The organism is Lysobacter enzymogenes (genome assembly GCF_900106525.1).
GTDB lineage: Bacteria > Pseudomonadota > Gammaproteobacteria > Xanthomonadales > Xanthomonadaceae > Lysobacter > Lysobacter enzymogenes.
Window position 1 is genome coordinate 1 of sequence record NZ_FNOG01000012.1, and the last position, 26,499, is coordinate 26,499.

Consider the following 26,499-nt stretch of genomic DNA (forward strand, 5'->3'; position numbering starts at 1 on the left):
TAGGGGTCGGAGCTTGCGCCGGGATGCGCCACACAGGCCATCCATGGCCTGGGTGGCGCACGGCGCGCGTCCTGCGCGCCGCCCTCCGGGTCTCTGTTTGCCTGTGGCGAGTTCGGGGCGGCCGGGGGAGCGAAGAGCCACAGCAACAGCGACTTGCTGAAGGTGGGTGGGGCGAAAACTGGCCGGCCATGCGCCCGCCGGCTGCGATTTAAATCTGGATCCCTGAGTTCGCAAAGACGAAAGCGGCTGCGCGAAACCGCCCCACAAAAAACGAACGCCCGCATCGCGCGGGCGTTCGTGTTCAACATCGATTTGCGATCAACCGGTCCGCGATCGACTCACCATCAATCGCCCCGCAAACCGCACCAACCGATCAGGGAATCAACTGGCAGTTCGCCGGCTTGGCCGAGGTGAACAGCGACGAGGTCGCCCACTCCGGATGGTCGATGAACGGGTTGCGGTTGCCCTGGAAGCTGAAGATCACCTCGTTGCGCGCCTTCTCCGCCGCGTCCGGCGGGTCGGCCTGGTGCCACTGCAGCAGGGTGCTGAGCAGGCCCATGTAGGCCGGCGAGGACGAGGTGATGACGATCTTGCTGCGGTCGTCGGTGAGCTCCAGGTCCGGCTCGCCCTGCCCGGTGTTGGCGTCGTTGCCGCCTTCGTAGCGGATCGCCATGTACATCACCGCGCGCGCCATGTCGCCCTTGCGATGGCCCCACACCTCGAACGAACCGGCGTTGCCGTCGGGCGTCTTGAACCAGTTCGAATTGCCCGGGTACGCGCCGCTGCCGCCGCCGTAGCCGCCGTTGGCTTCGGTGACGCGCTCGCCGCAGCCGCCGCTCAGCGAGCAGTTGGCGTAGGGCTTGTTGCCGCGGTCGGCGTTGTAGGCCGAGTCGGTCAGGTACAGCATGTGGGTGTCGGTGTACGGCGCGTTCGGCAGGCCCTTGTTGCCGGTGGCGGTGCCGAAGCCCAGCGAGTTCGGCCAGGTGTGCTCGCGGTTGTACTTCAGGCCGCTGCCGCTGCCGGCGCGGTCGGTGACCTTGACGAAGCTGCGGTTGCGGTAGGCGTCGAGGATGCGGCCGGAGTTGTTGGGATCCTCGTCGGCGATCTCCAGGATGCTCCAGGTGTTGGTGGTGCCGCCGCTGTACGGATAGACCGTGTGGCCCTTGATCGTCTCGTGCAGCGAGCAGCGCAACTGGCTGGCGCTGGAGGTGTTGACGTGGCTGTAGTAGCCCGTCGGCGTGCCGCCGCCACCGCCGGCGACGCTGAAGTTGACCACGGTGTTGGCGGCCGGCGCGAGGCCGCCGCTGTCGGTCACCTTGCTCGCCACCACGGTGAAGGTGCAGGCCTCGCCGGCGTGCAGCGCGGTGCCGGTGGACGCGGTGACGTTGGTGCCGCTGGCCGGGTAGGACAGGGTCACCGCGCCGGAGGTCGCGCATTGCAGGGTCAGCGCGCCGGCGGCGAGGTTCACCGCTTCGCTGAAGACGACCGACAGGTCGCCGGCGGCGGGGAAGGTGGTGGCGCCGGCGGCGGGCACGGTCGAGGCCACGCTCGGCGGCGTGTTGGCCGGCGCGCCGCTGAAGGTCTGGCCGTTGTTGCAGGCGCCGAAGGTCTGGGCGGCGGAGTTCTGCCAGCTGAAGTTCGAATACTGGCTGCCGCTACCCGACAGCTGCAGCGAGGTGCCGGCGGCGGTCGAGCCGGATTCGGACACCGGCAGGTTGACGCTGGTCTTGCCCGAGGCGGCGCCGCCGCTGGCGGTGATCTGGCCTTCGTAGCTGAGGAACTGGACCACGTTGCCGGCGCCGTCGACCAGGGCGAAGCCGTCGTTCGGGCCGTTCTGCAGGCCGTTGGTGGGGTAGCTCACGGTGGCGATGCGCACCGTGCCGCCGCAGGTCACCAGGCTGCCGGCCGGGACCGGGTCGCTGTCGTATTGCACCGCCGCCGACGGGGTGGCGCCGTTGTACAGCACGATGCGGTAGTCGCTGAGGGTTTCGCCGGCGGTGGCCACGACCTCGATGCGCTCGCCGACGTCGCCGGAAGAGGTCGCGTCGTCGTAATGGAATTCGTTGACGAACACCGCCGCCGACGCCATCGACGGCAACAGCGCGGCGATCGCCAGCGAGAGAACGCCGGCGCGGCGCGCGAAAACATTACGCACGGATACGGCGCGCACGGACACAGCGAGGGAACAGCCAGAAACTGACTTGCGCATCAAACGGCTCCTTGTGGATGGCGCCGGGCGGCCGCGTGCGGAACGCGGCGGCGCATCGGCGGGGGAAGACGCGCCCTCCCCAGGACGCGCGTTCGAGTCTAGAGGGCCTTTGTGACACCGCCCGCGACCGGCGGCCAGGGCCGGACGGGAAAAACGCGACCCGGGTCGCGCAATGGCGAATCGGCCTGCGACCGCGGGCACGGCCCGCGCGCGCCGGCGGTCACGCGCCGCCGCGGGCCTTGCCCAGCGCGCGGCTGCGGCCGGTGCGCGACTGCGCCAGTTGCTCGGCGATTTCCACCAGCGGCACCCGCGCCCGCGCCGGCGCTTCGCGGAACGCGGCGATCAGGCGCAGCTCCAGCGAGTCGTCGACCAACAGCGCGTCGGCGGCGGCGACCGAATCCATCGCCGTGTCCTGCGACAGGTTCATGCGCCCGCGGCCGGTGGCCAGCCACTCGAACTGCACGCCGGTGGCGAGCGCGACTTCGCGCAGGTGGGCGACGTTGGGCGACTTGCCCTGGGTCGATTCCCAGTGCCCGACCGCACTGCGCTGGACCCCGACCGCGGCGCCGAGCGCGGCCTGCGACAGGCCGGCGTGGCGGCGCGCCAGGCGGATGCGCTGCTGTGGCGTCATGTGACCTCCTGCTCATAAATTCCAGGGGTTTTTGCCATGTGCTACCAATCCTCGCCAGGTGAGCGATAGACGCCGGAGCCTGTGCGCTTTCGCTGTCGTCGCGACGGAAGCGATCCAATGATTGCAACAGCTTGCCGGATCGAACAAGTGTTCGAGCGACCGGAAGTAGCCTGGATGGGCGAATCGGCGAGTAGCAAGTGTAAAAGGGAGTTCGGAAGATGGCTCCACGCTGATACGGACGTCGGCTAACGACACGACGTCGGTTCGGGGGAAAGGGCGCGGGATAGCGCCATGCGTAGGACGGCCATCTCCGCACCAAAGAGCGCGTTCCACGGGACGCGCTCTTTTCTTTTGTGCGTTTGTTTTGTGCGGTCGTCGCTAGCGGCGAAAGGCCTCAAGCCCAAACGCCGCGCCGCTTGCGAAGGCCGGCGCGAACGCTCGCAGCGTCAGGCACGATGCGTGCGTTGCGCGTCGCGAACGTCCCTCACTCCAGCGGCCGCAACTGCTCGGCGAGCGAGCGGGTCTTGTCGGTGACTTCATCGCCGGTGTGCTGGGTGCTCTTGCGTTCGATCAGCAGCAGGTGGCATTCCTCGTCGGCGACCGGATTGTGGCGCACGCCCTTGGGCACGACGAACAGCTCGCCTTCGCCGAGTTCGACCGTGCGCGCTTCCATCTCGATGCGCAGCCGGCCCTTGAGCACATAGAACAACTCGTCCTCGTCGGCGTGCGCGTGCCAGGCCAGGGTGCCGTGCACGCGCGCGACCTTGACGTAGGCATCGTCGACTTCGGCGACGACGCGCGGCGACCACAGTTCGGCCAGCGCAGCGGCGATGCGGGCGGGGGAGGCGACGGACATGGCGATTCCTGGCGGCGGCTGAGGCGATGTAATACCACGGCCGCGACGCAATCGCGCCCGCCCCCTGTAGGAGCGACGCGAGTCGCGACCGCGCCGCTGCATGCGCCGGCGCAACCGATCGAAGGTCCGGATGTTCGCGCGCACGGGAAGCGCGGCGCCGGTGTGTGCGGTGGCGCGGTCGCGACTTGCGTCGCTCCTACAGTCGCTTCCTGCAGGGGCGGTTATGGCTGCGCGTCGAGCCAGGCGCGCAGCTGCGGATCGCGCAGCTCCATCACCTCGAACAGGCCCAGCGCGCGCAGCGCCGGCAGCAGTTCGCGGGTGTCGCGTTCGGCCTGCGCGCGCGCCGGCGCCGGCGCGGCCGGGTCGGCGAGCACGCGCGCGTTGGCCAGGAACGCGGCGACCGAGCCCTTGCGGGCGACGACCTCGCCGATGCGGACTTCGTTGCGGTGATCGGGAAGAACGTCCTGGGCGCGCATGCGGCGGTTCCTGTGGCGGTTGAGGTGAATGCCATGCTGGGCCGCGCGCGCCGGCTCTGCTACGTTGCCGCGGCCATCCGCTATCGCGTTGCGGCCAATGTCCGACCCTTTGCTGGCGCGCGCCCGCCTGGACGCCGCCGATGCGCCGTTCGTCCTCGCCGTGAGCCTGCGCGCGCCCGGCGTGCGCGACACGCCCGAGCACGCCCACGCGCGCGGCCAACTGTTCGGCGCCTACCGCGGCCTGCTCAGCGTCGGCACCGGCCGCGGCCGCTGGCTGGTGCCGGCCAGCGACGCGGTGTGGGTGCCGCCGCACCAGCCGCATTCGCTGCGCTCGCACGGCGCCGGCTTCAGCGGCTGGAGCGTCTACGTGGCCGAAGCCGACTGCGCGGCGCTGCCGGCCCAGCCCTGCGCGCTGACGGTGTCGCCGTTGCTGCGCGAGGCGGTGGCGCGCGCGGCCGGCTGGCCGGCGGGCAAGGCGCTGGACCCGGCGCAGGCGCGGCTGGCGCGGGTGCTGCTGGACGAGATCGCCCTGGCCTGCGCCGACGACCGCCGCCCCGACCGCCTGGGCCTGCCGCTGCCGCAGGACCCGCGCCTGCTGCGCATCGCCCGCGCCCTGGCCGACGCGCCGCAGGACGACCGCGGCCTGGCCGCCTGGGCCGACTGGGCGCACCTGTCCGAGCGCAGCCTGAGCCGCCGCTTCGCCCGCGAGACCGGCTACAGCCTGCTGCAATGGCGCCAGCGCGCGCGCCTGCTGCAGGCGCTGGAGCGGCTGGCGGCCGGGGAGGCGGTGACGACGGTGGCGCTGGCTTTGGGCTACGACAGCGTCAGCGCGTTCACGGCGATGTTCCGCCGCCACCTCGGCGCGGCGCCGAGCCGCTACCTGCGCGGGCCGCAGGACGGTGCGACGGACTGAGGTCGGCGAGGGGGGCGGGCGGCTCTTGTAGGAGGGCCTTCAGGCCTCAGGCCTTCCGGCCCGATCGCGGCGAACCGACCGAAAGGCCTCGGGCCTGAAGGCCCTCCCGCAACGTCCGCAGGCCCTCCCACTAGGCCTGGAGGCCCGGCCACAACCAGGCCCCGCGCCGACGCCTGTCACCGATCCGGCGCAGGATTGCCCCGGCCCCCTTGAAAGCCGTCCGGGGCGCCCTATCTCCGATCAGGTCCCGGCTCAGTCGGGCGCTTTCGTCCCCGGCATTGGCACTCGCCGGGTCCGACTGCTAAAATTCCCGTTCTTTATCCGCCAATTCAATTACTTACAGAGGTCGCCATGAATCTCAAGCCGCTCCACGACCGCGTTGTCGTCAAGCCCATCGAAGCCGACGAAGTCTCCGCCGGCGGGATCATCATCCCGGACGCCGCGAAGGAAAAGTCGACCAAGGGCGAAGTCGTCGCCGTCGGTCCGGGCAAGGCGCTGGACAACGGCAGCGTGCGCGCGCCGCAGCTGAAGGTCGGCGACAAGGTCATCTACGGCCAGTACGCGGGCAGCAGCTACAAGCAGGACGGCATCGAATACAAGGTCCTGCGCGAAGACGACGTCCTGGCGATCGTGGGCTGAGAGCCGGCGCCGGCGAATCGGGAAGCGTAGAGCGCTTGCGCTGACGCCCCGCTCGCCGATCCCCGCTCTTCCCGTTTTCCATACCCCATTCTTTATTTCCGGAGTTCGCAACAATGGCTGCCAAAGAAATTCGTTTCGGTGAAGACGCTCGCGCCAAGATGGTGCGCGGCGTCAACGTGCTCGCCAACGCCGTCAAGGCCACCCTCGGTCCGAAGGGCCGCAACGTCGTGCTCGAGAAGAGCTTCGGCGCGCCGACGATCACCAAGGACGGCGTGTCCGTCGCCAAGGAAATCGAGCTGGCCGACAAGTTCGAAAACATGGGCGCGCAGATGGTGAAGGAAGTCGCGTCCAAGACCTCCGACAACGCCGGCGACGGCACCACCACCGCGACCGTGCTGGCCCAGGCGCTGATCCGCGAAGGCATGAAGGCGGTCGCCGCCGGCATGAACCCGATGGACCTCAAGCGCGGCATCGACAAGGCCGTGACCGAGGCCGTGGTCGAGCTGAAGAAGCTGTCCAAGCCGTCCTCGACCTCGAAGGAAATCGCCCAGGTCGGCGCGATCTCGGCCAACTCGGACCACAACATCGGCGACCTGATCGCTCAGGCGATGGACAAGGTCGGCAAGGAAGGCGTGATCACCGTCGAAGACGGCTCGGGCCTGGAGAACGAACTCGACGTCGTCGAGGGCATGCAGTTCGACCGCGGCTACCTGTCGCCGTACTTCATCAACAACCAGCAGTCGATGCAGGCCGAGCTGGACGATCCGTTCATCCTGCTGCACGACAAGAAGATCTCCAACGTGCGCGACCTGCTGCCGGTGCTGGAAGGCGTCGCCAAGGCCGGCAAGCCGCTGCTGATCGTCGCCGAGGAAGTCGAAGGCGAAGCGCTGGCGACCCTGGTGGTCAACACCATCCGCGGCATCGTCAAGGTCTGCGCCGTCAAGGCTCCGGGCTTCGGCGACCGTCGCAAGGCGATGCTGGAAGACATGGCCGTGCTGACCGGCGGCACCGTGATCTCCGAGGAAGTCGGCCTGCAGCTCGAGAAGGCCACCATCAAGGATCTGGGCCGCGCCAAGAAGATCCAGGTCTCGAAGGAAAACACCACGATCATCGACGGCGCCGGCGAGAGCTCGGGCATCGAAGCGCGCATCAAGCAGATCAAGGCGCAGATCGAAGAGACCTCGTCGGACTACGACCGCGAGAAGCTGCAGGAGCGCGTGGCCAAGCTGGCCGGCGGCGTTGCGGTGATCAAGGTCGGCGCTGCGACCGAAGTCGAGATGAAGGAAAAGAAGGCCCGCGTCGAAGACGCGCTGCACGCCACCCGCGCTGCCGTGGAAGAGGGCATCGTCCCGGGCGGCGGCGTCGCGCTGATCCGCGCCAAGGCCGCGATCGCCGGCCTGAAGGGCATCAACGAAGACCAGAACCACGGCATCGCCATCGCCCTGCGCGCGATGGAAGCGCCGCTGCGCGAGATCGTGACCAACGCCGGCGAAGAGCCGTCGGTCATCCTCAACAAGGTCATCGAAGGCAAGGGCGCCTACGGCTACAACGCCGCCACCGGCGAGTACGTCGACATGATCGAGGCCGGCATCCTGGATCCGACCAAGGTCACCCGCACCGCGCTGCAGAACGCGGCTTCCATCGCCGGTCTGATGATCACGACCGAAGCCATGGTCGCCGAGCTGCCGAAGAAGGACGAGCCGGCGATGCCGGGCGGCGGCGGCATGGGCGGCATGGGCGGCATGGACTTCTGATCCGGCCGTTCGCGCTCGCGCGAACCGAAAAAACCCCGCCGCGAGGCGGGGTTTTTTTTCGCCTGCGCGTCGCGCGTCGCGCGCACGTGCTGCACGCGAAAGCTGCGGATCAGCGGATCACAGGATCCTGCCGAGCAGATCGCGGTTGAGCGGCGCCACGTAGGCGGCCATGTCCAGCACGGTGTGCGGCTCCAGGGCGCGGGAACCGGCGAATTGCTCGATCACGCTGACGCAGCGGTCGCGCTGGCGCGGCGGCAGGAAGCGCAGGATCGGCACCAGCCGGCGATGGCCGATGGTGGCCCACTGCTCCACCGCGTCCAGCCCGGCCATCCACCGCTTCGCCAGTTCGTCGGTCAGGCCCAGCGCCGGATGCCCGCCGATGGTGTAGATGCTCTGCTTGCGCAATTGGCGGATCTGGCGATGGCTCAGCAGTTCCTGGTCGCCGCGGGCATAGCCGATGTCGCCGCTGGCCGGGCCGAAGCGGGTCGGCACGTCCTTGGCGGCGGCGCCGAAGCCGAACCCCGACAGCAGTTGTTGCTGCTCCTGCAGGTCTTCGCTGACCGTGCTGAGCGTGCGCATGCGGGTGCCGCCGAGCAGCGCCTCGCACGGGAAGAAATAACCGAACGCGGCGAACACCCGCGTGTGCAGCGCGTTGTACTGGCCGAGCCGGCTGGACTCGGACAGCGCGTCTTCGACCGCTTCGACCAACTCGGGCGCGACGTCCAGGTCGGTGTCCGGGTCCAGCATCAGCAGCACTTTGGGCACGATCATCTCGTCGGTCAGATGGATCGTGGTGACTTCGTTGCGCCGCAGGCGTTCGAGGTCGCGGCGGAAATCGGCGGCCACGCCGAAGCCGTTGACGCCGCCGCCGCCGTTGGCGTTGTGGATGCTGCGCGTGTGCAGCTCGTGCAGCACCCGGCTGGCGGTGGCGCTGATGTTCCAGCGCAAGGTGAAGGCGACCCCACCCGAATGCGGCGGCCGCTGCGGATGCCGATAGACCACCGGCGAACGCGGCGAGCGCGCGCCGAACAGCGCGTCGCCCGGATTGGCGCCGAAGCGCAGGCCGCGGTCGAGCCGGCGCGCGGCGAACAGCGCCTGCACCGTGGCCAGCGGCAAGGCGGTGAAATCGTCCGGCGTGCGCACGGTCGCGCCGGCCAGCTGGCTCTGCAAATGCGCCAGCAAGTCGGGCGTTTCGTCGTCGCCGCGCAGTCCCCAGCTCGCTTCGCCGGGCTGCGCCCGCGGCGCGTCCGGGCGCACGGCGGGACGCGGCGGTGGCCGCTCCGGCACGGGTTCGGGGTCCGGTTCGGGCTCCGGCTCGGGCTCGGGTTCCGGCTCCGGCTCGGGCGGCGCCGGGCGCACGGCGAGCACGGCATCCTCGCCGATCACTTCCTTGAGCTTGGTGTCGGCCTCGATCGACGGGGCCATGCGCGCATTGCGGAAACTGAAGCGGTCCTCCGGCGCCATCGCATCCAGCGCCGCGAGTTGTTCGCGCACCCGCTGCAACGAGATGTCCGGTTCCAGGCGCAGGACCAGGTCGCGGTCGGGCTGGCCGGCGAAGGCGATGGTGACGAGCATGCGGAATCCTCGGTGGCGCGGTACGGGAGCTGCGGCGCGCGGCCGCTCACTCCGGGTCGACGACGAAAAAATGCACGCGCAGGCGGCCGAAGAATTCCCGCTCCGGATCGGCTTCGGCCTGCACCTGGATGCGTTCGAACACCTGCTCGGCGCTGTCGTCGGCCCAGATCACCCCGGCGTTGACCCGTGGCGCAGCGCCGTCGGCCGCATCGCGCAGGCCGCCGCGCCGGGTGTCGATGCCCGCGGCGGGTGGCGTCGGCCCGAAGCGCGGATGGCGCCGGGTGAAGACCCGCGCACTGATCGGCTCGAGGAACTGGTGCACCTCCCAGGCGGTGATGTCGCAGGTCCACAGCGCCTGCAACGCGGCCAGATCGTGCGAATGGCTGAGCCGCTCGCGCATCAGGTCGACGGTGATCAGGTTCGCCTCGCGCTGGAACCGGCGCACGGTGGCGCTGCGATAGCCCAGCGGATCGGGACGGTCGACCGCGTACAGGCGATCCACCACCGGCCCGGCGCCGGTGGCGATGCGGAAGCCGAAACCCAGCGGCGAGGACGAGTGCGCGCGCACCTGGATCGACAGCGCCGCGCCGCGGGTCACCGCGACCACGTTCGGAAACGTCCGGTCCGGCGCGGCCTGCGGCAGCGTCGCGTCGGCGAACATCAGCGCCTGCGCGCCCTGGTTGCGGCGGCGCGCGTCGGCGTCTTCCAGGTTGAGGCCGAAGCGCACCTGCAGTCTGCTGCCGTCGCGCAGCCAATCGACGGGCTGGCCTTCCAATGCGTGGGACGCGCCCATGGGCGAATGCCTCAGATGCGGTTGATCGAAAAGCTCAAGGTGGTGCCGCGCACGCTGAAACTGGCGGTGTGGCCGTTGGGCGCATAAGCCACCGACGGGCCGTTGCGGCGGGTGCCGCCGATCGCGCGCGCGCGGATGCGCACGCGGTCGCCCACTTTCAGCGTGCGGCCGTGGAAGCGCAGCGCGCCCAGGTCGACGCTGCGGACCTGGCCGGCCGCGAAGGTGCCGATCGGCGCGCTTTGGCTGATCACCCGCTCGCCGTCCAGACGCTGGACGACGAAGCGCATGGTGAACGCGGCGTTGTTGGCGCAGGCGATGTGCTGGACGAACAGTTCGGTCGGGCCGGATTCTGCGGGATTTGCGGACGGGTGCATGGCGGGCGCCTCGTGCGCCGAAGAAAGAAGGCGGAGGGATCGGTAAGAAGATGTCCTGAGGGGGCCGAACGTGAAGGCGCGCAAGGGGACGCCGCCGCCGGTGTTTACGGCGGGGCGGGCGCGCTCGACAATGCCAACGGATTTCCCCCGGTGGATCGGACATGCGCGTTGCAGTGGGCTTGTTGGCGGGACTGTTGCTGCTGGGCGGCAGCGGTTGCGCCGTGGTCAAGATCAAGGAGCGCGGGTTCGGCGAGATCGCCGCCGAGCGCAACCTCGACGCGCTCAGCGGCGGGCGCCTGAGCACCGCCGCGGCCTCGACGCTGAACTCCGCCGGCCTGGATCCGGCCGCGTGCGCGCGCGAACCCGATCCCTGCATCGCCCAGTTGCGCCCCTTGGCCACGGCCGAGGAATGGCTGGCGACCTCGGCCGAACTGCAGCTGCTGCGCATGAACGCGTTGCCGGCGACGGTGAGCAAGGCGGCCGAAGCCGCCGCGTTCTCGCGCCGCGGCGGCGCCCATGCTGCGCCGGCCGCGCCCGCGCCAGCGGCGCCCGCCACCGACGACGACCCGCGCACCCGCGCCGCGGTCGCCATCGCGCGCTATGCCTACGCCTACCTGTTCGCGACCGCGCGCACGCCCGAACAGCGCGTGTTCGAAGCGCGCCAGCAGCAGGTGCTGCAGTACTACAACCGCGCGGTCGAGGTGATCGCGCAGGCCGCGTTCGAGGCCAGCGCCGGCCAGGTCGGGGCGACACCGCTGCGGGTCGGCGGCTTGAGCCTCGAGGTCGCCCTGCACGGCTACGAATCCTCCGAAATCCAGCAGCAGCCCGAGGCCTTGCTCGCCTCCGACACGCTCGGCTTCGCCAACCTGCGCGCGGTGTACCGGCGCGACGGCTTCGGCACCGGGCTGGTCGCGGTGTTCCCGCGCCGCGGCGCTGTGGCTGCGGCGGGCGCAACGGCGAGCTCGACAGCGAGCGAGACAGGCAGCGATCAAGCGCAGCCCGCGAATCCCGCCGCCGCGCCGGCGAACCCGGCCGACGCGGTCTCGCGCGGCGCCACCGCCGTGGCTGGCGACGCGTCCGACGATGCGCCCTACCGCGACACCCGCTACCTGCCGGTCACCGCGACCCTGCGTTTCGACGGCGACGGCCTCGACGGCATGCTCGCCAGCACCGGCGCGCGCATGGACGTCTACAACCCCTACCGCATCGACAGCGAGACCATCGCCGGCCGGCGCATACCGCTGGCGGCGAACTACTCGGCCGCCTACGGCGTGTGGCTGGCGCGCTCGGACCTGGCGCGGTTGAGCCTGACGAGCCTGCTGCGGCCCAAGCAGGCGCGCGCGTTCCAGCCGCGCATCTACCTCAATCAGCCCTACGATCCGAACAAGCGCGTGATCGTGCTGATCCACGGCCTGGCCAGCAGCCCGGAGGCGTGGGTGAACCTGGCCAACGAACTGCTCGGCGACGAAACCCTGCGCCGCCGCTATCAGCTGTGGCAGGTGTTCTATCCGACCAACCTGGGCATGCTCTCCAACCGCGCCGCGATCGCTTCGGCGTTGCAGCGCACCTTCGCCCACTACGACCCGCAGGGCGACGACATCGCCAGCCACGATGCGGTGCTGGTCGGCCACAGCATGGGCGGGGTGATCGGGCGCTTGCTGCTGGCCGACAGCGGCGAGCGGGTGATCGACGCCTCGCTGGCGGGCCTGCCGGCCGACGCCGCGCAACGGCTGCGCGCCGACCCGATGGTGCGCGAGCTGACCGTGTTCCGGCCGATGCCGCAGTTCGGCCGCGCGGTGTTCATGGCCGCGCCGCAGCGCGGCGCGGTGGTCACCGACGGCTGGCCGCTGCGCATGGTGCGCAAGCTGATCCGGCTGCCGTTCGACGTGCTGCGCGATACCGCCGAGCTGATCCAGCGCAACCACGTGAGCGCGGACGAGCTCGAACACATCGGCTTCCGCAAGGGCCGCCCGCCGACCGGGCCGGACGATCTCAGCCCGAATTCGCTGTTCATGCGCAGCACCCGCGACCTCGGCGTCGAGCCGGGGCTGCCGTACCACGTGATCGTGGCCCAGCGCGATCCCAAGCTGCCGCTGGCGCAATCCAGCGACGGCGTGGTGCCGTACCCGAGCGCGCACCTGGACGGCGCGGTGTCGGAAAAGATCGTGGTGTCCGGCCACAGCGTGCAGGAAACGCCGCAGGCGATCGCCGAACTGCGGCGGATCCTGCACGAGGACGCGGACAACTACGAGAGCCGCGGCAAGCGCTGAGCGTCGCCGCCGCGGCGGCGCGCCGTCGCAGCGCGCGGCTTAGTGCTGGTGGCCCGGCAGAATCCCGCCGCCCTTGCCGTCGGGCACCAGCATGCGCACGTTCTGCATCATGCCGCGGTCCTCGTGATCGAGGATGTGGCAGTGCAGGACGTATTCGCCGATGTAGCGCTCATAGCGGGTGCGCACCACGACCCGATAGCCTTGTTTGACGAACAAGGTGTCTTTCCAGGTATTGCGCAGGCCGGCGTACTGCGGATCGTCCTTCTCGCCGGTTTCGCTCACGTCCTTGCCGCTGGGGTCGTAGATCGCCGCGACCTGGAACGGATTGACGTGGATGTGGAAGGGATGGCCGCCGACCAGGGACGTCAGGTGCCATTCCTCGGTGCGGCCCAGCACCAGGTCGCGCGCCTGGTTGGGCGCGTAGGACTTGCCGTCGATCTGGTACTCGTCGGCCTTGGTGATGTTGAACTCGAGCTTCTGGGTGCCGACGACGTCCTTCTCGGCGATGTCGCGATGCGGCGCGAACGCGCTGAGCTTGAGGTCGTCGCGCAGGTCGGCGAGCACGCGCGCAAGCACGTCGGCGGGCATGTTGCGCTCGGCCGAGGCGCTGAGCTGGCGCAGGATCAGCGCGCGCGTGTCGATCTGCTCGCCCAGGCCGGTGACTTCGGCGAAGCCGAGCAACTGGCGGTCCTCGGCGGCCTGGGTGACGCTGGCGCTGGCCGGCGCGGCGGCGTCGATCACGCAATAGCGGCCCGGCTTGGGGAACGCCACCAGCACGTCGCTGCGATAACCCGGCTGCAGCACGTTCTCGCGCTTCTCGATCATGCGCCCGTGGGTGAGGCCGTCGGAGGCGACTTCGAACTGGCTCAGCACCGGGCCGGTGCAGTTCTTGTCGACCCAGGTTTCCAGCGCCTTGCCGGCCAGCCCCGCCGGCACCGCGCTGCGGCTGCGCAGTTCGCGCAATTGCAGGTTGACGGTGTCGCGCACGCCGGCGTGCAGCAGGCGCCAACGCTCCAGGCGGCCGGCCTGCAAACCGGTGAAGGTCGGCAGCACCACGCCGTTGACGCTGGTGTAGCGGCCGGATTTCTTCCAGGTGCCGAAGCCGAACTGGTCGGCGTAGTTGTCGATGCGGCCGACGTCCTTGGGATCGCAGATCCAGCGGCCGTCGGGGGCGGTCTTGATATTGCCGGCGCCGTCGCGGCAGGCGTAGGCGACCTGCTGGAACATCACCAGGCGCTCGGGTATCGGCTGGTTGGACGCCTCGCGCAGCAGGGTGTCGAGATCGCCGTTGCGCAGCGGCGAGGGCAGGCGTTCGCCGCGCACGATCAGCGCGCCGGCCATGCCGCTGGAGACTTGCAGCGCGGTGGAGCCGTGCAGGTGCGGGTGATACCAGAACGTGCCGGAGGGATGGTCGGCCGGCAGGTTGTATTCGTATTCGAACGATACGCCCGGCCGCAGCGTCAGTAGCACGTTGTCGCTGTTGCCGGTCGGGCTGACCCACAGACCGTGCGAATGCAGGTTGGTGGAGTTGAAGCAGTGCGGCGTGTTGATGCTGGGCTGGGCGCAGTCGGGTTCGGGCTTGAGGTCGTTCTTGAGCGCGATGCGCACGGTTTCGCCGGGCGCGGTGACCACGGTCGGGGCAAGGAAGGGAATCGCCGGATTGGTGCCCGGGCTTTGGTAGGAGCGCAGCTCGACGGTGTCGTAGCGCGAGGTGGCCGGGTTCCAGATCTTCGAGGTGGTCACGCCGACGACCAAGTCGAGCTTGGCCTCCCGCGTGTCCAGCGGCCGCGCGCCGGCGGTGGTGAGCAGCTTCTGGGTGGTCTCGGCCGCGTCGGTGGAGCGCAGCATGCGCGCCAGCACCGGCGGTGCGGCGACGCGTTCGGCGGCGGCGGCGGGCGCGTCCTGCGCCAGCGCGGCGCCGGGCAGGGCCAGCGCCAGGCACAGCGCGAGCGCGGCGCGCGGCGGCGCGTGGAGGGAACGGAAAGCGGGAGTGTTCATGCGGAACCCCTGTTGGCATGAAGCGTGCCGTCGCGGCACGGTGGTGCCGATGCGCGCGCTGCGCTCAGGCGCGGCGCCGGATCGGCGGTGGGTGGCTCTGTGCTTACTGCCCCTGCGGCGCCGCGCTGCCGCTGCGGTGCGCATGCGACGCGCGAATGTGCGGGCGGTGCGTGGTCGAACGCGAACCGCATCGCACTGCGCGCGTCGCCACGGCGCCGAGTACGTGCCGTCTCCGGTCGCGCTCGCTTGATGAACGGCGAAAGCTTGTGCGCGAGGACAGCGCTTGCGGCGTTGTGCGTACGCGGCGAGCGCTGCGGCGCGGGTCTGGAGCGGGGTCCGGAGTTGCGCGAAGCTCGGATCGCGGAGCGCGTCGATCTCCAGGCCGGCGGTGGGATCGAGGGCGATGGCGCAAGCGCGATGGGGCGTCGGCGCAGCGCGCGGCTTGGCGAACGCGATTGCAGCGTCGCGCCGCATGCGGGCGGTCGTTGCGATCGGCGTGCGCCGTGATCGCGCGACGTCCGCTCGGCGCTACGGCGGTGACCGAACACGCCCAGGGATACGATGGCCAGCGCGCCCGGGCACACATCGCGCCTGCGACCGGCGGCACGGGTGGAATGCGGTTTGGCGCAAATCGGGCGCGCCCCGCCTGTTCAGGTTCGAGCCGCGGCGGCGGGCTCGTAGACGTAGGCGCGCGGACCGGTTCGACCTGTCATCGGTAACAAGCCTTGTGCCGCAAGGTTTTCGCGTTCGCGGCCCGATCCACGCGAGAGCGTTTCAAATGTACCGGCAAGTTCTGTTTTGCAGTGCAGCGTGCAAACCCAATAACGCTTCCTTCACGATCAGCCCGCATCCCGACGTGGGGGAGGGAGCAAGCCCGCAACCGGTTCATCCGGGAGCGGGCTTTTTTATTGCCCACGATTTTTATCGTTCGCGCCGCCCGCCCGCATCGACACGGCGCGCGAGCAGCAGGGCGCCGCGGCGACCCGGCCCAGGCGAGCGCAGTGCGCGCCGCATCGAACGCACTTTCGCCACTCGCTTCGCGCCGTCGCGCCCGCCGCCCGCCGCGCAAGCCGGCCCGCACCGCCATGCGATCATCCGCGCATGCACGATTCCGCTTCCGGCGCCGCCGCCGCTCCCGACTTCTCCGCCCTGACCGAACGCGCGCTCACGCGCCTGCGCAACGCATCCGAGCCGGCCCGCGCCGCGCTCGAGGACGCGGCGCTGGCGCAGCGCGTCGCGCGCGTGGCGGCGGTCAGCGACTTCGCCATCGACACCCTGGTGCGCCAGCCGGCGCTGCTGCTCGCGCTGGCCGCCGACGACGGCGCCCAAGAGCCGCCACCGCCGCAACTGGACGCCGAAGGCCGCGCCGACTGGGCCACGCGCCTGCGCCGCTACCGCGCCGCCGGTTCCACCCGCCTGATCTGGCGCGACGCGCTCGGCCTGGATGCGGTCGCCGACACCTTGCGCGGCAGCACCGAGCTGGCCGAAACCTGCCTGCGCCTGGCCCACGACGCGCTCGAGGACGAGTTCGAGCGCCGCTACGGCGCGCTGCGCACGCCGGCCGGCGAGCGCGTGCGGCTGGTGGTGTTCGGCCTGGGCAAGCTCGGCGGCGGCGAGCTCAATTTCAGCTCCGACGTCGATCTGGTCTACGCCTACGAGCACGACGGCAGCACCGAATTCGACGGCCGCGACCCGGCGCGCGCGCTGGATGCGGAGAGCTACTTCGCCAAGCTCGGCCAGCAACTGGCGCGTCTGCTCGATGAGCCCACCGCCGAAGGCTTCAGCCATCGCGTCGATCTGCGCTTGCGGCCGTACGGCAACGCCGGCCGGGTGGCGTGGTCGTTCGCGGCGATGGAGCAGTATTTCCAGCGCGAAGGCCGCGACTGGGAGCGCTACGCCTGGCAGAAGGCGCGGCCGGTGGCCGGCGATCTCGACGCCGGCGAGCGCTTCGTCGAGGCGCTGCGTCCGTTCGTGTACCGGCGTTATCTCGACTTCGGCGCGCTCGACGGCCTGCGCGCGATGAAGGCCGCGATCAGCGCCGAAGTCGCGCGCAAGGAACTGGCCGACGACATCAAGCGCGGGCCCGGCGGCATCCGCGAGATCGAATTCCTGGTCCAGGCGTTGCAGCTGATCCGCGGCGGGCGCGAGGCCGAACTGCGCGGCCGCCGCCTGCTGCCGGCCTTGCAGGCGCTGGTCGCGCAGCGCCAGATCGGCGAGGACGCCGGCGCTGCGCTGGCCGACGATTACCGCTTCCTGCGCCGCCTGGAAAACCGCCTGCAGATGCTGCGCGACGCGCAGACCCACGCTCTGCCCGCAGGCGAGGCCGAGCGCGCGCGCATCGCGGTGGGGCTCGACTATGCCGATTGGGACGCGCTGCGCGCCGAACTGGAACGCCGGCGCGAACGCATCACCGCCGAGTTCGATGCGCTGCTGGCGCCGCGCCGCCGCCGCGCCGCGCCCGATGCGCTGACCGCGTACTGGCGCGCGCTGCCTGAATCCGGCGAGGCGCAGGCGCTGCTGGACGCCGGCTTCGACGCCGCCGGCGACGCCGATGCGGCGCTGCGCGATTTCGCCCGCAGCCCCGGCGTGCGCGGCCTGTCGGATGCGGCGCGCGCGCGCCTGGACCGGGTGCTGCCGTCGCTGTTGCAGGCCGCGGCCGCTTCGAGCCAGCCGATGCTCGCGCTCAAGCGGCTGCTGGCGCTGCTGCACAACGTCCTGCGCCGCAGCGCTTATCTGGCCCTGCTCGATGAGCAACCGGCGGCGCTGTCGCGCCTGGTCGAGGTGGTGTCGCGCAGCGCGCTGCTGGCCGAGCGCCTGGCCTCGCATCCGCTGCTGTTGGACGAATTGCTCGACGCGCGCGTGGCCGGGCCGTTGCCGGACCGCGAGGAACTGCTCGCCGCCTGCGCCGGGTTCGACGCCGGCGGCGATGTCGAAGAGGCCTTGCAGGCGATCAACGAAACCCGTCAGGCGCTGAGCTTCCGCATCGCCATGGCCTTGCGCGACGGCCGCCAGTCGGCGCAGGACAGCGCGCGGCAGCTGGCGTGGCTGGCCGATGCGGTGGTGGCGCAGGTGCTGGCGATGGCGCAGGCCGAAGTCGCCGCCGCTCACGGCCGGGTGCCGGGCGCGCGCTTCGCCGTGCTCGGCTACGGCAGCCTCGGCGGCGAAGAGCTGGGCTTCGGTTCCGACCTGGATCTGGTGTTCCTGTACGACGCGCCGGCGGTGGAGGGCGGCGCCGCCTCCGATGGCGCGCGTTCGCTCGACGCGCCGCGCTGGTTCGCGCGGCTGGCGCAGAAGATCGTCGCCCTGCTCGGCGCGGTGACCGCGGCCGGACGTTTGTTCGATGTCGACGTGCGGCTGCGCCCGGACGGCGCCAAAGGCCTACTGGTGTCGTCGCTGGCCAGCTTCGCCGAGTACCAGGACGAGCGCGCCTGGACCTGGGAGCACCAGGCGCTGGTGCGCGCGCGCTTCGTCGCCGGCGACGAAGCCCTGCACGCGCGCTTCGACGAAGTCCGCGCGCGCACCCTGACCCGTGCGCGCGAAGCCGACAAGCTGCGCGGCGACGTCGCCGCGATGCGCGCGCGCATGCGCGCCGAACTCGACCGCAGCGACGCCGCGTTCTTCGACCTCAAGCAGGGCGAGGGCGGTCTGGTCGACCTGGAGTTCCAGCTGCAATACCTGGTGCTGCGCGACAGCGCGCGCGCGCCGGCGCTGCTGGCGCCACGCGACACGCCGGGGCTGATCGACGCGGCCGAAGGCGCCGGCGCGTTGGATGCGGCCACCGCGACGGCGCTGCGCGCGGCGCACCTGACCTTGCTCGCCGCTGGGCTGGAATGCACGCTGGATCGGCGGCCGCGACGCGTGGTCGAGACCGAGGAGATCGCTACCGCGCGCTCGGCGATCGACGCGGCGATGCGCGCGGCCGGCTTGCGCGAGGCGGCCGCCTGAGCGGCTGCCGCGCGCGCCTCACTTCTCGTCGAGGCCGGAGCAGCCCTTGAGCAAGGCCGCCAGCGCGTCGCTCTGCACCTTGCCGGCGCCGGCGGCCTCGGCCACGGCGCGATAGCACTTGTCCTGGCCGCGGTTGCTGTTGGCGTAGTAATCGCTGAGCCCGCGCGAAATCGTCTGCGACGCCACCCCGGTGGCGAAGATCTTGCCCAGGCCGATGCTGGCGCCCACGCCCGGGCTGGAACCGGCGGCGGCTTCGGCGCCGCTGCGCGAACGGAAGCTGCCGAACACCGAATACGAATCGCCGCGATTGGTCAGCGCCGAACGGGCTTCCTTGAACCGGTTCAACTGATCGGTCTCGGCCTTCATCGCGCTGGCTTCGCGATCCTTGAGCGTGCGGATGTGGTCGCCGATGTCGGCCACGGCCTTGTCGTACAGGCCCTGGCTGCCGAGGTTCGCGACCAGCGCCTGCTCCACGGTCGACAGTTGCTTGGCGTCGGCGCGGGCTTTTTGATCGTGGTACTTGTTCTTGTCGTCGTCGCTCGCGTTCGGGCTCAGCGCCTGGGTCTGCAACGGCGCCAGCGCGGCCAGTTCCTTCTGGTAGTCCTGCTGCTTCTTCCACGCGTCTTCCAGCGCTTTCTTTTGTTGCTCGGCCGCCGCGCGCGCCGCGGTCGCGGCCTGCGAAGTGGCCGCGGCGCTGTTGTAGCTGTTGAGCAACTGCTTGAGCGCGTCGTTGACCGCGTCGGTGTTGACCGGCGATACCGCGCCCGGCGAATCGCCGAGCTGTTCGCTGCCGCCGATCACCTTGACCTGGTGCAGGCCGGCTTCGCAGGTGGCGCTGTTGTTGTTGGTCTGGCAGGCCTTGGACACCGCCACCGGCACGTAGGCGGCATCGACCTGCTTGAAGCCCACGCTCATCGACAGCCCCGGCGTCTCGGTCGAGGTGGTGGCGATGTCCACGCCGACCGAGGTCTTGGACGAATACACCAGGGGCGCCTGTTCCAGCGTGGCGCAACCGCACAGCGCGAGCAGCGCCGCGGCCAATGGCGAATACTTCAAAACGTTCATTGCCTGGCTTCCCCTGTGTCGGTGCAAATGTCCGCAGCCTTGACCCCGCCCTGCTCCAGCACCTCGATCAGGCGCTGGGTCTGCTCCGGGCGTTGGCCGATGAGCACGACCCGGCAGGCGGCCGGGTCGGGTACGTAGAGCGCGACGCGCGAGTGCAGGCCCAGGCTCAGTTCGCCGGGGCCGGCGAACACGCCCAGGCCGCGGCTGCGCACCGCGAACGGCGCGTGCGCGTAGGGCAGCACGCGGGCGCCGAACAAGCCGCTCGCGCGGATCGTGCCGGCGTCGGTGTCGACGGCGACGGTGGCGCAGCCGGCGCCGGCCGCGGACAGGGCCAGCAGCAGCGAGGTCGCGACGGTGCGTGCACGCGCGGCAGTCATTGCCGTCGTTCCCGGTCGATGGCGGCGGCGCTCTCCGGACGCGGACGCCGCCTCAAGGCCGCGTCCGCGTCCGGACCCCTGGTGCAAGCGCGGCCCGATGCTCAGCTGAACGCGGCGCGGCGGCCGCGCCGGCCACCGCCGGCGTGGTTCAGTCGTTCAGCGACAGGCGCCGCCGCACTTCCGCCGCGACCCGCGCGGTTTCGCGCAGCGGGGTGACCGGATAGGCGCGCAGGTGCGGATCGAAGGCGTGCGCGCGGCGCAGGCCGAGCAGGCTGTCGATGAAGCGCCGCGGCCGCCCTTCGACCCGGTCGATGCCGAACACGAACAGCGGCGCGCGCGTGGCCGCGGCCTCGGACAGCATGTTGACCGAGTCGGCGGTGCAGACGATGCGGTCGGCCCAGCCGAGCAACCCGGGGTAGGGGTTGGCGCCTTCGCCGGGTTCGTACCACGACACCTGCGGCAGCGCGGCCAGCCGCTCGCGCAGGCGCGCGCGGATGTCCGCCGGGGTGCGCCGCGAGGTGGTCGCCAGCAGGCTGCCGCCTTCGCGGTCGAGCTGCGCCGCGAGCCGCGAGGCCAGCGCGTCGAAGGCGGCGCGGTCGAAGCGGGCGTGGGCGCTGGAGCCGCCCAGCAGCAGCGCGGTGCGCGGCCCGGGCAGCTGGCCGAAGGCGGGGAAGGTCTTGCGCGCGCCGGCCAGCCACAGGTCGTCGACCGGGTTGAGGCTGCCGAGCAGGGTGATCACGTTGGGGCCGCGCAGGCCGTCGTGCTCGGGCGCGATCACCAGGTCCCAGTGCGAGGGCGCGATGCGCGGGTCGAGGATCTGCACCGCGCGGGTGACGTCGCTGCGCATCAGCCGGGTCGCCAGCGCGGCCTGGCGGCCGCAGCCGATGGTCAGCTGCGGGCGCTCGCCGCGCAGCGCCTGGGCGAAATCCTCGCCGAAGGCCCGGTCCGCGCCGGGCAGCCGCCGCGGCGCCAGCCAGCGCCAGGGCGCCTGCGGCTGCAGCACCCAGTGCCGCGCCGCGCGCCCCAGGGCCAGCGCCAAGGCCGAGGCCTGGCGCTGGTTGCCGGCCAGCCCGTCGGTCAATAACCAGGTTGCAGTAGTGGCGTCATTCTTCGCCGAAATGCCGTTTCGTTGCACAGATGCAGGTAATCCGTTCCGGGGGTGTCGATTTAGCGGCCGGGTCGAGACTCTACACTTCCGTCTCCCGATCACCTGCCCAGCTTGGCAGCCCCATGGAGAAGAAGATGTCCAAGGTCCTCAGCGACGACGCCCTCGATCAGTTGTTCCGCAGCGCCCGCACCCACAACGTGCTCGGCGGCGAGATCAGCGATCAGACCCTGCGCCAGCTCTACGACCTGACCAAGTGGGGCCCCACCAGCGCCAACGGCTCGCCGGCGCGGTTCGTGTTCGTGAAGTCCGCCGAGGCCAAGGAAAAGCTGCGCCCGGCGCTGTCGGAAGGCAACCTGGCCAAGACCCTGGCCGCGCCGGTCACGGTGATCGTCGCCCACGACCTGGAGTTCTACGAAAAGCTGCCCTACCTGTTCCCGCACGACGACGCGCGCAGCTGGTTCGCCGGCAACGACGCGGCGATCAACACCACCGCCTTCCGCAACGGCAGCCTGCAGGGCGCCTACCTGATCCTGGCCGCGCGCGCGCTGGGCCTGGACACCGGCGCGATGTCGGGCTTCGACAACGCCAAGGTCGACGCGGCCTTCTTCGCCGGCACCAAGATCAAGTCCAACTTCCTCATCAACCTGGGCTATGGCGAGCACGACAAGCTGTTCCCGCGTTCGCCGCGGCTGCCGTTCGACGAGGCCGCGCGGATCGAGTGATGCGTGCGCGCCGGCACGGTTCCGCGCCGGCGTCCGCCCGGCGCCGCGCTTGCGGCGCCATAGTGGTTTCCCCGCAACACCGCGACATCCCATAACCAGCCCCACCCGACGACACTTTCGAGGAGTTCTCCAATGAAGCGCATCCTGCTCGCCGCCGCCCTGGGCCTGGCTTTCGCCGGCGCCGCCAGCGCCGCCCCGGTGACCTACAAGATCGATCCCAACCACACCGACGTGGTCGCCAGCTGGAGCCACTTCGGCTTCTCCAACCCGATCGCCCACTTCGGCAAGGTCGACGGCTCGATCACCTACGACGCGGCCAAGCCCGCGGCTTCGTCGGTGCAGGTCACCATCCCGCTCGACGGCCTGGATTCGCACGTGCCGGACTTCGACGAGCACCTCAAGAGCGCCGACTTCTTCGACGCCGCCAAGTACCCGAACATCACCTTCAAGAGCACCAAGGTCGAAGCGGCCGGCGCCAACAAGCTCAAGGTCACCGGCGACCTGACCGTGCACGGCGTGACCAAGCCGGCGGTGCTGGACGTGAACATCAACAAGGTCGGCGAGCAGCCGATGGCCAAGCGCGCGGCGGCCGGCTTCGACGCCACCACCACGCTCAAGCGCAGCGAGTTCGGCATCGGCAAGTACGTGCCCAACGTCAGCGACGAGGTCAAGATCCGCATCACCACCGAAGCGATCGTGCCGAAGAAGTAAGCGGCGCATGCGGCTGTCGGTATCGGCGACGGTACCGGCGGCCGGCCGGCGCGCGACCGCGCCGGCGGATGCGCGCCGCGCCTCGTGCGCGGCGCGCGTAGCGCCTAAAATGGCGCGATGATCATCCAACGCCCTTCCCACGACCGCGGCCGCGCATCGGCCGACGGGGTCGAGAGCCTGCTGACGTTTTCCGCGGGCGCCTATTACGATCCGGCGTGGATGGGGTTCGGCGCCTTGCGCGCGGTGCGCGAGCTGCGCGTCGATCCCGGCGCCGGCCTGGCGCTGCACCGGCACGCCAATATGGACGTCTTCAGCTATGTGCTCGAAGGCGCGATGGGCTTCGAAGGCGCATACGGCTCCGAAGGCGAGGACGGCGAACGCGGCACGGTCCGCGCCGGCGAGCTGCAATGGCTCGGCGCCGGCCACGGCCTGCGCCATCGCGCGTTCAACCCGGCGGCCGCTGCGCCGCTGCGTTTCCTGCAATTGTGGGTCCAGCCCGACCGGCTCAACGCGCGGCCGGCTTATGCGCTGTCGGCGGCGCCGGTGGTGGGCGAGGGCGGCTGGATCTTGCGCGCCTCGCGCGATGGCGCCGAAGGCGGCCTGCCGGTGCGCCAGGATCTGCGGCTGTATTCGCTCGATCTGGCGGCGGGCGCGCAGGCGCGGCGCGCGCTCGATGCGGGCCGTTCGTATTGGCTGCAGATGCTCGCCGGCGGCGCGCAGGCGCAAGGGCGAGCGCTGGCTGCGGGCGATGCGTTGGGCCTGATCGGAGAATCCGGCGAACTGGTCCTGGCGGCGGGCGCCGATGGCGCGCAGGCGCTGCTGCTGGAGCTGCCGTCGCTGGCTTGAGCGTGCGCGCGGTGTCCCATCCGCCCAGGGCGGAGCGAAAGGCGTCGGGGCTAAAGCCCCTCCCACAATCCAGGCACCCTGTAGGAGGGCTTTCAGGCCCGCCGCTTCTATCCTGTGAGAGAGCCTTCAGGCCCGACGCTTTCATCCTGTTAGAGAGCTTTCAGACCCGACGCTCCCATCCTGTGGGAGAACCTTCAGACCCGGCGCTTCCACCCTGTGGGAGGGCCTTCAGGCCCGACGCTTTCGTCTCCGCCGCGGCCATCCCCCCTCCGCCGAGCCGCGCCCAGCGCCGTTTGACCGCATCGGCCGCCAATCCCAGCCCGACGCGGCGGCTGCCTTGCCAGTCGCCGCCCACCTGCACGCGCCGCTACGCCCACGCTGCTAAAATGCCTGCCCGCGTCGCCACCCGTCGTGCCCCAATGACCACCGCAGCCAACGCCCACCCCACCCAGGCCAACGCCGATCAGCGCTACACCGTGACCCGCGCCGACCTGCCGCTGAGCTGCCCGCTGCCGTCGATGGCGCTGTGGAACTCGCATCCGCGCGTGTACCTGCCGATCGAGGCCGAGCGCGAATGCCAGTGCCCGTACTGCGGCGCGCACTACACCTTGGTCGACTGACCGCGCCGCCATGACTTCGCCGCAGCCGACCTCCACGCGCCGGCTGACGGCGATGCAGTTGCTGCCGGCGCTTGAATCCGGCGGCGTCGAGCGTTCCACCCTGGAAATCGCCGAGGCGCTGGTGCGCGCGGGTCATCGCGCGATCGTGGTCTCCGCCGGCGGCCGCATGGTGCCGCGGCTGCTGCAGCTCGGCGCCGAGCACATCGAACTGCCGATCGGGCGCAAGTCGCCTTCGACCTTGTTGCATGCGTTCAAGCTGCGCCGGCTCATGACCGAGCTGCGCGTGGACGTGCTGCATCTGCGCTCGCGCCTTCCCGCTTGGGTCGGCCTGCTGGCCTGGCGCGGCCTGCCCGAGGACGCGCGGCCGGCGCTGGTGACCACCGTGCACGGGCTCAACTCGCCCTCGCGCTACAGCCAGGTGATGACCCGCGGCGAGCGGGTGATCTGCGTGTCCGACACCGTGTGCGACTACGTGCTCCAACACTATCCCGACACCGACCCGGCCAAGCTGCGGGTGGTGCCGCGCGGGATCGACCCGGCCGCGTTCCCGCGCGCGCCGCGGCCCGACCGCGAGGCGCGCGCCTGGGCCGCCGCGCAGCATCCGGCGCTGGCCGGCGCCGGCCCGCTGTTGTTGCTGCCCGGCCGCGGCACGCGCCTGAAAGGCCACGCCGACGGCCTGCAACTGCTGGCCGACGTGCGCGGCGAGGGTTTCGACGCGCGCTTGTGGCTGCCCGGCGCGCGCGAAGCCGGCCGCGAGGATTACATCGACGAAATGCAGACGCTCGCGAACGACCTCGGCATCGCCGACGCGGTCGCCTTCACCGCGCCGACCGACGCGATCGCGCGCGCCTACGCCGCCAGCGATCTGGTGCTGCAACTCTCGCGCAAGCCCGAAGCCTTCGGCCGCACCGTGGTCGAGGCGCTGTCCTGCGGCCGGCCGGTGCTGGGCTGGAACCACGGCGGCGTCGGCGAACTGCTCGCGCGCCTGCAACCGCGCGGCGCGGTCGCGCCGTTCGATCCGCAGGCCTTGCGGGCCGGCGCTTGCGAATTGCTAACGCACGCGCCCGCGCCAGTGGATACGATGGCGTTTTCCTTGCGGGCCATGCAGGAGGCCACGCTTGCCGTCTATGCCGAACTCGTCGATGCCTGAGCCGGCCGCGTCGTCGCCGGCGGCGTTGGGCCCCGCGTCGGCGGGCACGATGCCGCCCGATGCGCCGCGCACGCCGCCGCCGGAGATCGTCGGCTGGCGCTGGGCGCCGGTGTGGGTGCTGGCCTACGTCGCCTTGCTGTTCGCGCCCGGCTTCGCCGAGGCGGTGCTGAGCCTGGGCGCGCTGACCATGTTGGTGAAGCTGGCGCTGGGCCGCATGCGCACCGGCCCGCGCCTGCTCAGCGACGCGGCCTGGGCGCTGACCAGCGCGCTGTTCGCGGCGTACTGGCTGCCCGAACTGGTCTCGGCGATCGACGCGGTCGACCCGGCGCGCGCCCTGCGCGAAGCCGCGGTGGACCTGCGCTACCTGCCGTTCCTGTGGCTGGTCGCCGCGGCGGTGGCATCGCCGCGCGGACGCCGCGTCACCTTCGGCGGTCTGGCGCTGATCCTCGCGCTGTGGATCGCCGACGCCTTGCTGCAAGCGCTGTCGGGCACCAGCGAAAGCCCGCTGTTCCGCGCCATCGACTCGGCCAAGCACGCGCTCAGCGGCCACGGCATGTGCAGCGCGGCCGAACTGGCGCTGGCCGACCGCCTCGGCGGCGTGCTCGGCCCGTGCAATCTCAAGCTCGGCCAGGTCATCGCCAGTTTCTCGCCGTTCCTGCTCTACGCCGCCGGCCGTCGCTACGGCCTGGGCGGCTGGCTCGGCGCGACCGCGCTGACCGGCGTGGTGGTGGTGCTGGCCGGCTCGCGCGCATCGTGGATCACCTTCGCCCTGGTGCTGCTGCTCAGCGGCTGGCGGTTGTTGGGATGGAAGAAGCTGCTGGCGCTGTTCGCCTGCGGGCTGCTCGCGTTGGTCGTGCTGGATCGCACCTCGACCCAGGTGCACGAGCGGCTGGTGCGCACCGCGCACATCGTCAGCGCCGACATGTCCGGCATCGACGATGCGCTGTCCGGGCGCGCGCGGATCTGGCGCGCGGCCGGCTGCATGATCGCGCAGCACCCGATCAACGGCGTCGGCGCGCGCGGTTTCCGCGAGGCCTTCCCCGCCTGCGATCCGATGCCGGGCGTCAACACCTCGTGGGGCTACGGCCCGGCGCTGCACGCGCATCAGCTGATCCTGGAAGTGCTCAGCGAAACCGGCGCGTTCGGTCTGTTGATGTGGCTGGCCGGCGCCGCGCTGGCGTGGCGCGCCTGGGTCTTCGCCGACGTGCAGGCGCGCGACCGCGCCCGCCCGGCGATGGTGGCGTTGGCGGTGACGGTGTTTCCGCTCAACACCCACCTGGCGTTCTATTCGACGTTCTGGGGCGGGCTGACGCTGCTGTTGGCGGCGTTGTATGCCGGCAGTTTGCTCGCGCAACCGCGCAGCGAGTGAGCGACGCAGGCTGCTTTTTGTAGGAGCGGCGCGAGCCGCGACCGCGACAACGCAACTGCGATGAGGCCTGCGGCGTAGCTGCGTTGTCGCGGTCGCGG

At 70.9% G+C, this 26,499-nt stretch carries 22 protein-coding genes and 2 pseudogenes; 12 read left to right on the forward strand and 12 right to left on the reverse strand.

The genetic code is table 11. The features are described 5' to 3' along the window. Window positions 1-373: 373 nt before the first annotated feature. The 4 genes from BLU84_RS23240 to BLU84_RS23255 all read right to left on the reverse strand — a co-directional run bounded on the left by BLU84_RS23240 (window position 374) and on the right by BLU84_RS23255 (window position 4,172). Complete coding sequence (locus BLU84_RS23240; protein WP_074872979.1) at window positions 374-2,089, reverse strand: endonuclease; 1,716 nt, start codon at window positions 2,087-2,089, stop codon at window positions 374-376. A 340-nt stretch (window positions 2,090-2,429) separates the two neighbouring features. After that, window positions 2,430-2,840 carry a helix-turn-helix transcriptional regulator gene (locus tag BLU84_RS23245; RefSeq protein WP_074872768.1) on the reverse strand — a complete coding sequence of 137 codons (411 nt, stop codon included), beginning with the start codon at window positions 2,838-2,840 and terminating at the stop codon, window positions 2,430-2,432. 484 nt (window positions 2,841-3,324) lie between these two features. After that, on the reverse strand, window positions 3,325-3,696 hold the full coding sequence (locus BLU84_RS23250; protein WP_074872772.1) for a cupin domain-containing protein: 372 nt from the start codon (window positions 3,694-3,696) through the stop codon (window positions 3,325-3,327). A gap of 221 nt (window positions 3,697-3,917) precedes the next feature. Beyond that, window positions 3,918-4,172 (reverse strand): hypothetical protein, encoded by a 255-nt coding sequence (locus BLU84_RS23255; protein ID WP_074872774.1) that lies wholly within the window; start codon window positions 4,170-4,172, stop codon window positions 3,918-3,920. 97 nt (window positions 4,173-4,269) lie between these two features. On the opposite strand from BLU84_RS23255, the gene BLU84_RS23260 reads away from it, so the two are divergent. Beyond that, the gene (locus tag BLU84_RS23260) at window positions 4,270-5,085 is read left to right on the forward strand and encodes an AraC family transcriptional regulator (protein ID WP_074872777.1); all 816 of its coding nucleotides are present in this window, start codon (window positions 4,270-4,272) and stop codon (window positions 5,083-5,085) included. On the opposite strand, the pseudogene BLU84_RS28940 reads toward BLU84_RS23260, so the two are convergent. After that, a pseudogene (locus BLU84_RS28940) lies at window positions 5,049-5,180 on the reverse strand (DUF6053 domain-containing protein); the annotation flags it as partial. The gene BLU84_RS23260 and the pseudogene BLU84_RS28940 overlap by 37 nt on opposite strands. On the opposite strand from BLU84_RS28940, the pseudogene BLU84_RS29040 reads away from it, so the two are divergent. The 3 genes and pseudogenes from BLU84_RS29040 to groL all read left to right on the forward strand — a co-directional run. Further along, window positions 5,125-5,298 (forward strand): annotated as a pseudogene (locus BLU84_RS29040) (DUF6053 domain-containing protein); the annotation flags it as partial. The pseudogenes BLU84_RS28940 and BLU84_RS29040 sit on opposite strands and share 56 nt — an antisense overlap. 138 nt (window positions 5,299-5,436) lie before the next feature. Then, a complete protein-coding gene (locus BLU84_RS23265; RefSeq protein ID WP_057946296.1) occupies window positions 5,437-5,724 on the forward strand; it encodes a co-chaperone GroES in 288 nt (95 codons plus the stop codon). A gap of 113 nt (window positions 5,725-5,837) precedes the next feature. Beyond that, window positions 5,838-7,478, forward strand: a complete 1,641-nt coding sequence (gene groL, locus BLU84_RS23270; RefSeq protein ID WP_074872780.1) for a chaperonin GroEL — start codon at window positions 5,838-5,840, stop codon at window positions 7,476-7,478. Window positions 7,479-7,595: 117 nt separating this feature from the next. On the opposite strand, the gene BLU84_RS27615 is transcribed toward groL, so the two are convergent. The 3 genes from BLU84_RS27615 to BLU84_RS23285 are packed head-to-tail and all read right to left on the reverse strand — an operon-like array spanning window position 7,596 to window position 10,220. Beyond that, window positions 7,596-9,053: a hypothetical protein gene (locus BLU84_RS27615; protein ID WP_074872783.1), complete on the reverse strand. Its 1,458-nt coding sequence runs from the start codon at window positions 9,051-9,053 to the stop codon at window positions 7,596-7,598. 46 nt (window positions 9,054-9,099) lie between these two features. Next, window positions 9,100-9,846, reverse strand: a complete 747-nt coding sequence (locus tag BLU84_RS23280; protein ID WP_074872785.1) for a hypothetical protein — start codon at window positions 9,844-9,846, stop codon at window positions 9,100-9,102. 11 nt (window positions 9,847-9,857) lie between these two features. Further along, entirely contained in the window at window positions 9,858-10,220 is a 363-nt protein-coding gene (locus tag BLU84_RS23285; RefSeq protein ID WP_074872788.1) for a hypothetical protein, read from the reverse strand. A gap of 161 nt (window positions 10,221-10,381) precedes the next feature. Here BLU84_RS23285 and BLU84_RS23290 point away from each other — a divergent pair, with 161 nt between their 5' ends. Continuing rightward, window positions 10,382-12,490 carry an esterase/lipase family protein gene (locus BLU84_RS23290; protein ID WP_074872791.1) on the forward strand — a complete coding sequence of 703 codons (2,109 nt, stop codon included), beginning with the start codon at window positions 10,382-10,384 and terminating at the stop codon, window positions 12,488-12,490. A 39-nt stretch (window positions 12,491-12,529) separates the two neighbouring features. On the opposite strand, the gene BLU84_RS23295 is transcribed toward BLU84_RS23290, so the two are convergent. Further along, window positions 12,530-14,488 carry a multicopper oxidase family protein gene (locus tag BLU84_RS23295; RefSeq protein WP_083383057.1) on the reverse strand — a complete coding sequence of 653 codons (1,959 nt, stop codon included), beginning with the start codon at window positions 14,486-14,488 and terminating at the stop codon, window positions 12,530-12,532. Window positions 14,489-15,589: 1,101 nt separating this feature from the next. On the opposite strand from BLU84_RS23295, the gene glnE reads away from it, so the two are divergent. Next, window positions 15,590-18,433, forward strand: a complete 2,844-nt coding sequence (glnE, locus tag BLU84_RS23300) for a bifunctional [glutamate--ammonia ligase]-adenylyl-L-tyrosine phosphorylase/[glutamate--ammonia-ligase] adenylyltransferase (protein ID WP_074872795.1) — start codon at window positions 15,590-15,592, stop codon at window positions 18,431-18,433. Between the two features lie 18 nt (window positions 18,434-18,451). Here the strand turns inward: glnE and BLU84_RS23305 are convergent, their stop codons facing one another. The 3 genes from BLU84_RS23305 to BLU84_RS23315 form a co-directional block, all read right to left on the reverse strand. Next, complete coding sequence (locus BLU84_RS23305; protein ID WP_139175210.1) at window positions 18,452-19,498, reverse strand: hypothetical protein; 1,047 nt, start codon at window positions 19,496-19,498, stop codon at window positions 18,452-18,454. After that, the gene (locus BLU84_RS23310; RefSeq protein ID WP_074872801.1) at window positions 19,495-19,875 is read right to left on the reverse strand and encodes a hypothetical protein; all 381 of its coding nucleotides are present in this window, start codon (window positions 19,873-19,875) and stop codon (window positions 19,495-19,497) included. The genes BLU84_RS23305 and BLU84_RS23310 overlap by 4 nt, the downstream gene beginning before the upstream one ends. A 148-nt stretch (window positions 19,876-20,023) precedes the next feature. Beyond that, entirely contained in the window at window positions 20,024-20,956 is a 933-nt protein-coding gene (locus BLU84_RS23315) for a mitochondrial fission ELM1 family protein (protein ID WP_233431212.1), read from the reverse strand. 161 nt (window positions 20,957-21,117) lie between these two features. Between BLU84_RS23315 and BLU84_RS23320 the strand changes: the two genes are divergently transcribed. The 6 genes from BLU84_RS23320 to BLU84_RS23345 all read left to right on the forward strand — a co-directional run bounded on the left by BLU84_RS23320 (window position 21,118) and on the right by BLU84_RS23345 (window position 26,401). Continuing rightward, window positions 21,118-21,705 carry a malonic semialdehyde reductase gene (locus tag BLU84_RS23320; RefSeq protein ID WP_074872988.1) on the forward strand — a complete coding sequence of 196 codons (588 nt, stop codon included), beginning with the start codon at window positions 21,118-21,120 and terminating at the stop codon, window positions 21,703-21,705. A gap of 132 nt (window positions 21,706-21,837) precedes the next feature. After that, entirely contained in the window at window positions 21,838-22,416 is a 579-nt protein-coding gene (locus BLU84_RS23325; protein ID WP_074872805.1) for a YceI family protein, read from the forward strand. Window positions 22,417-22,533: 117 nt separating this feature from the next. Continuing rightward, window positions 22,534-23,262, forward strand: a complete 729-nt coding sequence (locus BLU84_RS23330; RefSeq protein WP_074872808.1) for a pirin family protein — start codon at window positions 22,534-22,536, stop codon at window positions 23,260-23,262. 419 nt (window positions 23,263-23,681) lie between these two features. Next, entirely contained in the window at window positions 23,682-23,882 is a 201-nt protein-coding gene (locus BLU84_RS23335) for a zinc-finger domain-containing protein (protein ID WP_057946305.1), read from the forward strand. A 10-nt stretch (window positions 23,883-23,892) separates the two neighbouring features. After that, window positions 23,893-25,032 carry a glycosyltransferase family 4 protein gene (locus tag BLU84_RS23340; RefSeq protein WP_074872811.1) on the forward strand — a complete coding sequence of 380 codons (1,140 nt, stop codon included), beginning with the start codon at window positions 23,893-23,895 and terminating at the stop codon, window positions 25,030-25,032. A gap of 49 nt (window positions 25,033-25,081) precedes the next feature. Further along, complete coding sequence (locus BLU84_RS23345) at window positions 25,082-26,401, forward strand: O-antigen ligase family protein (RefSeq protein WP_074872992.1); 1,320 nt, start codon at window positions 25,082-25,084, stop codon at window positions 26,399-26,401. Window positions 26,402-26,499: the final 98 nt, after the last annotated feature.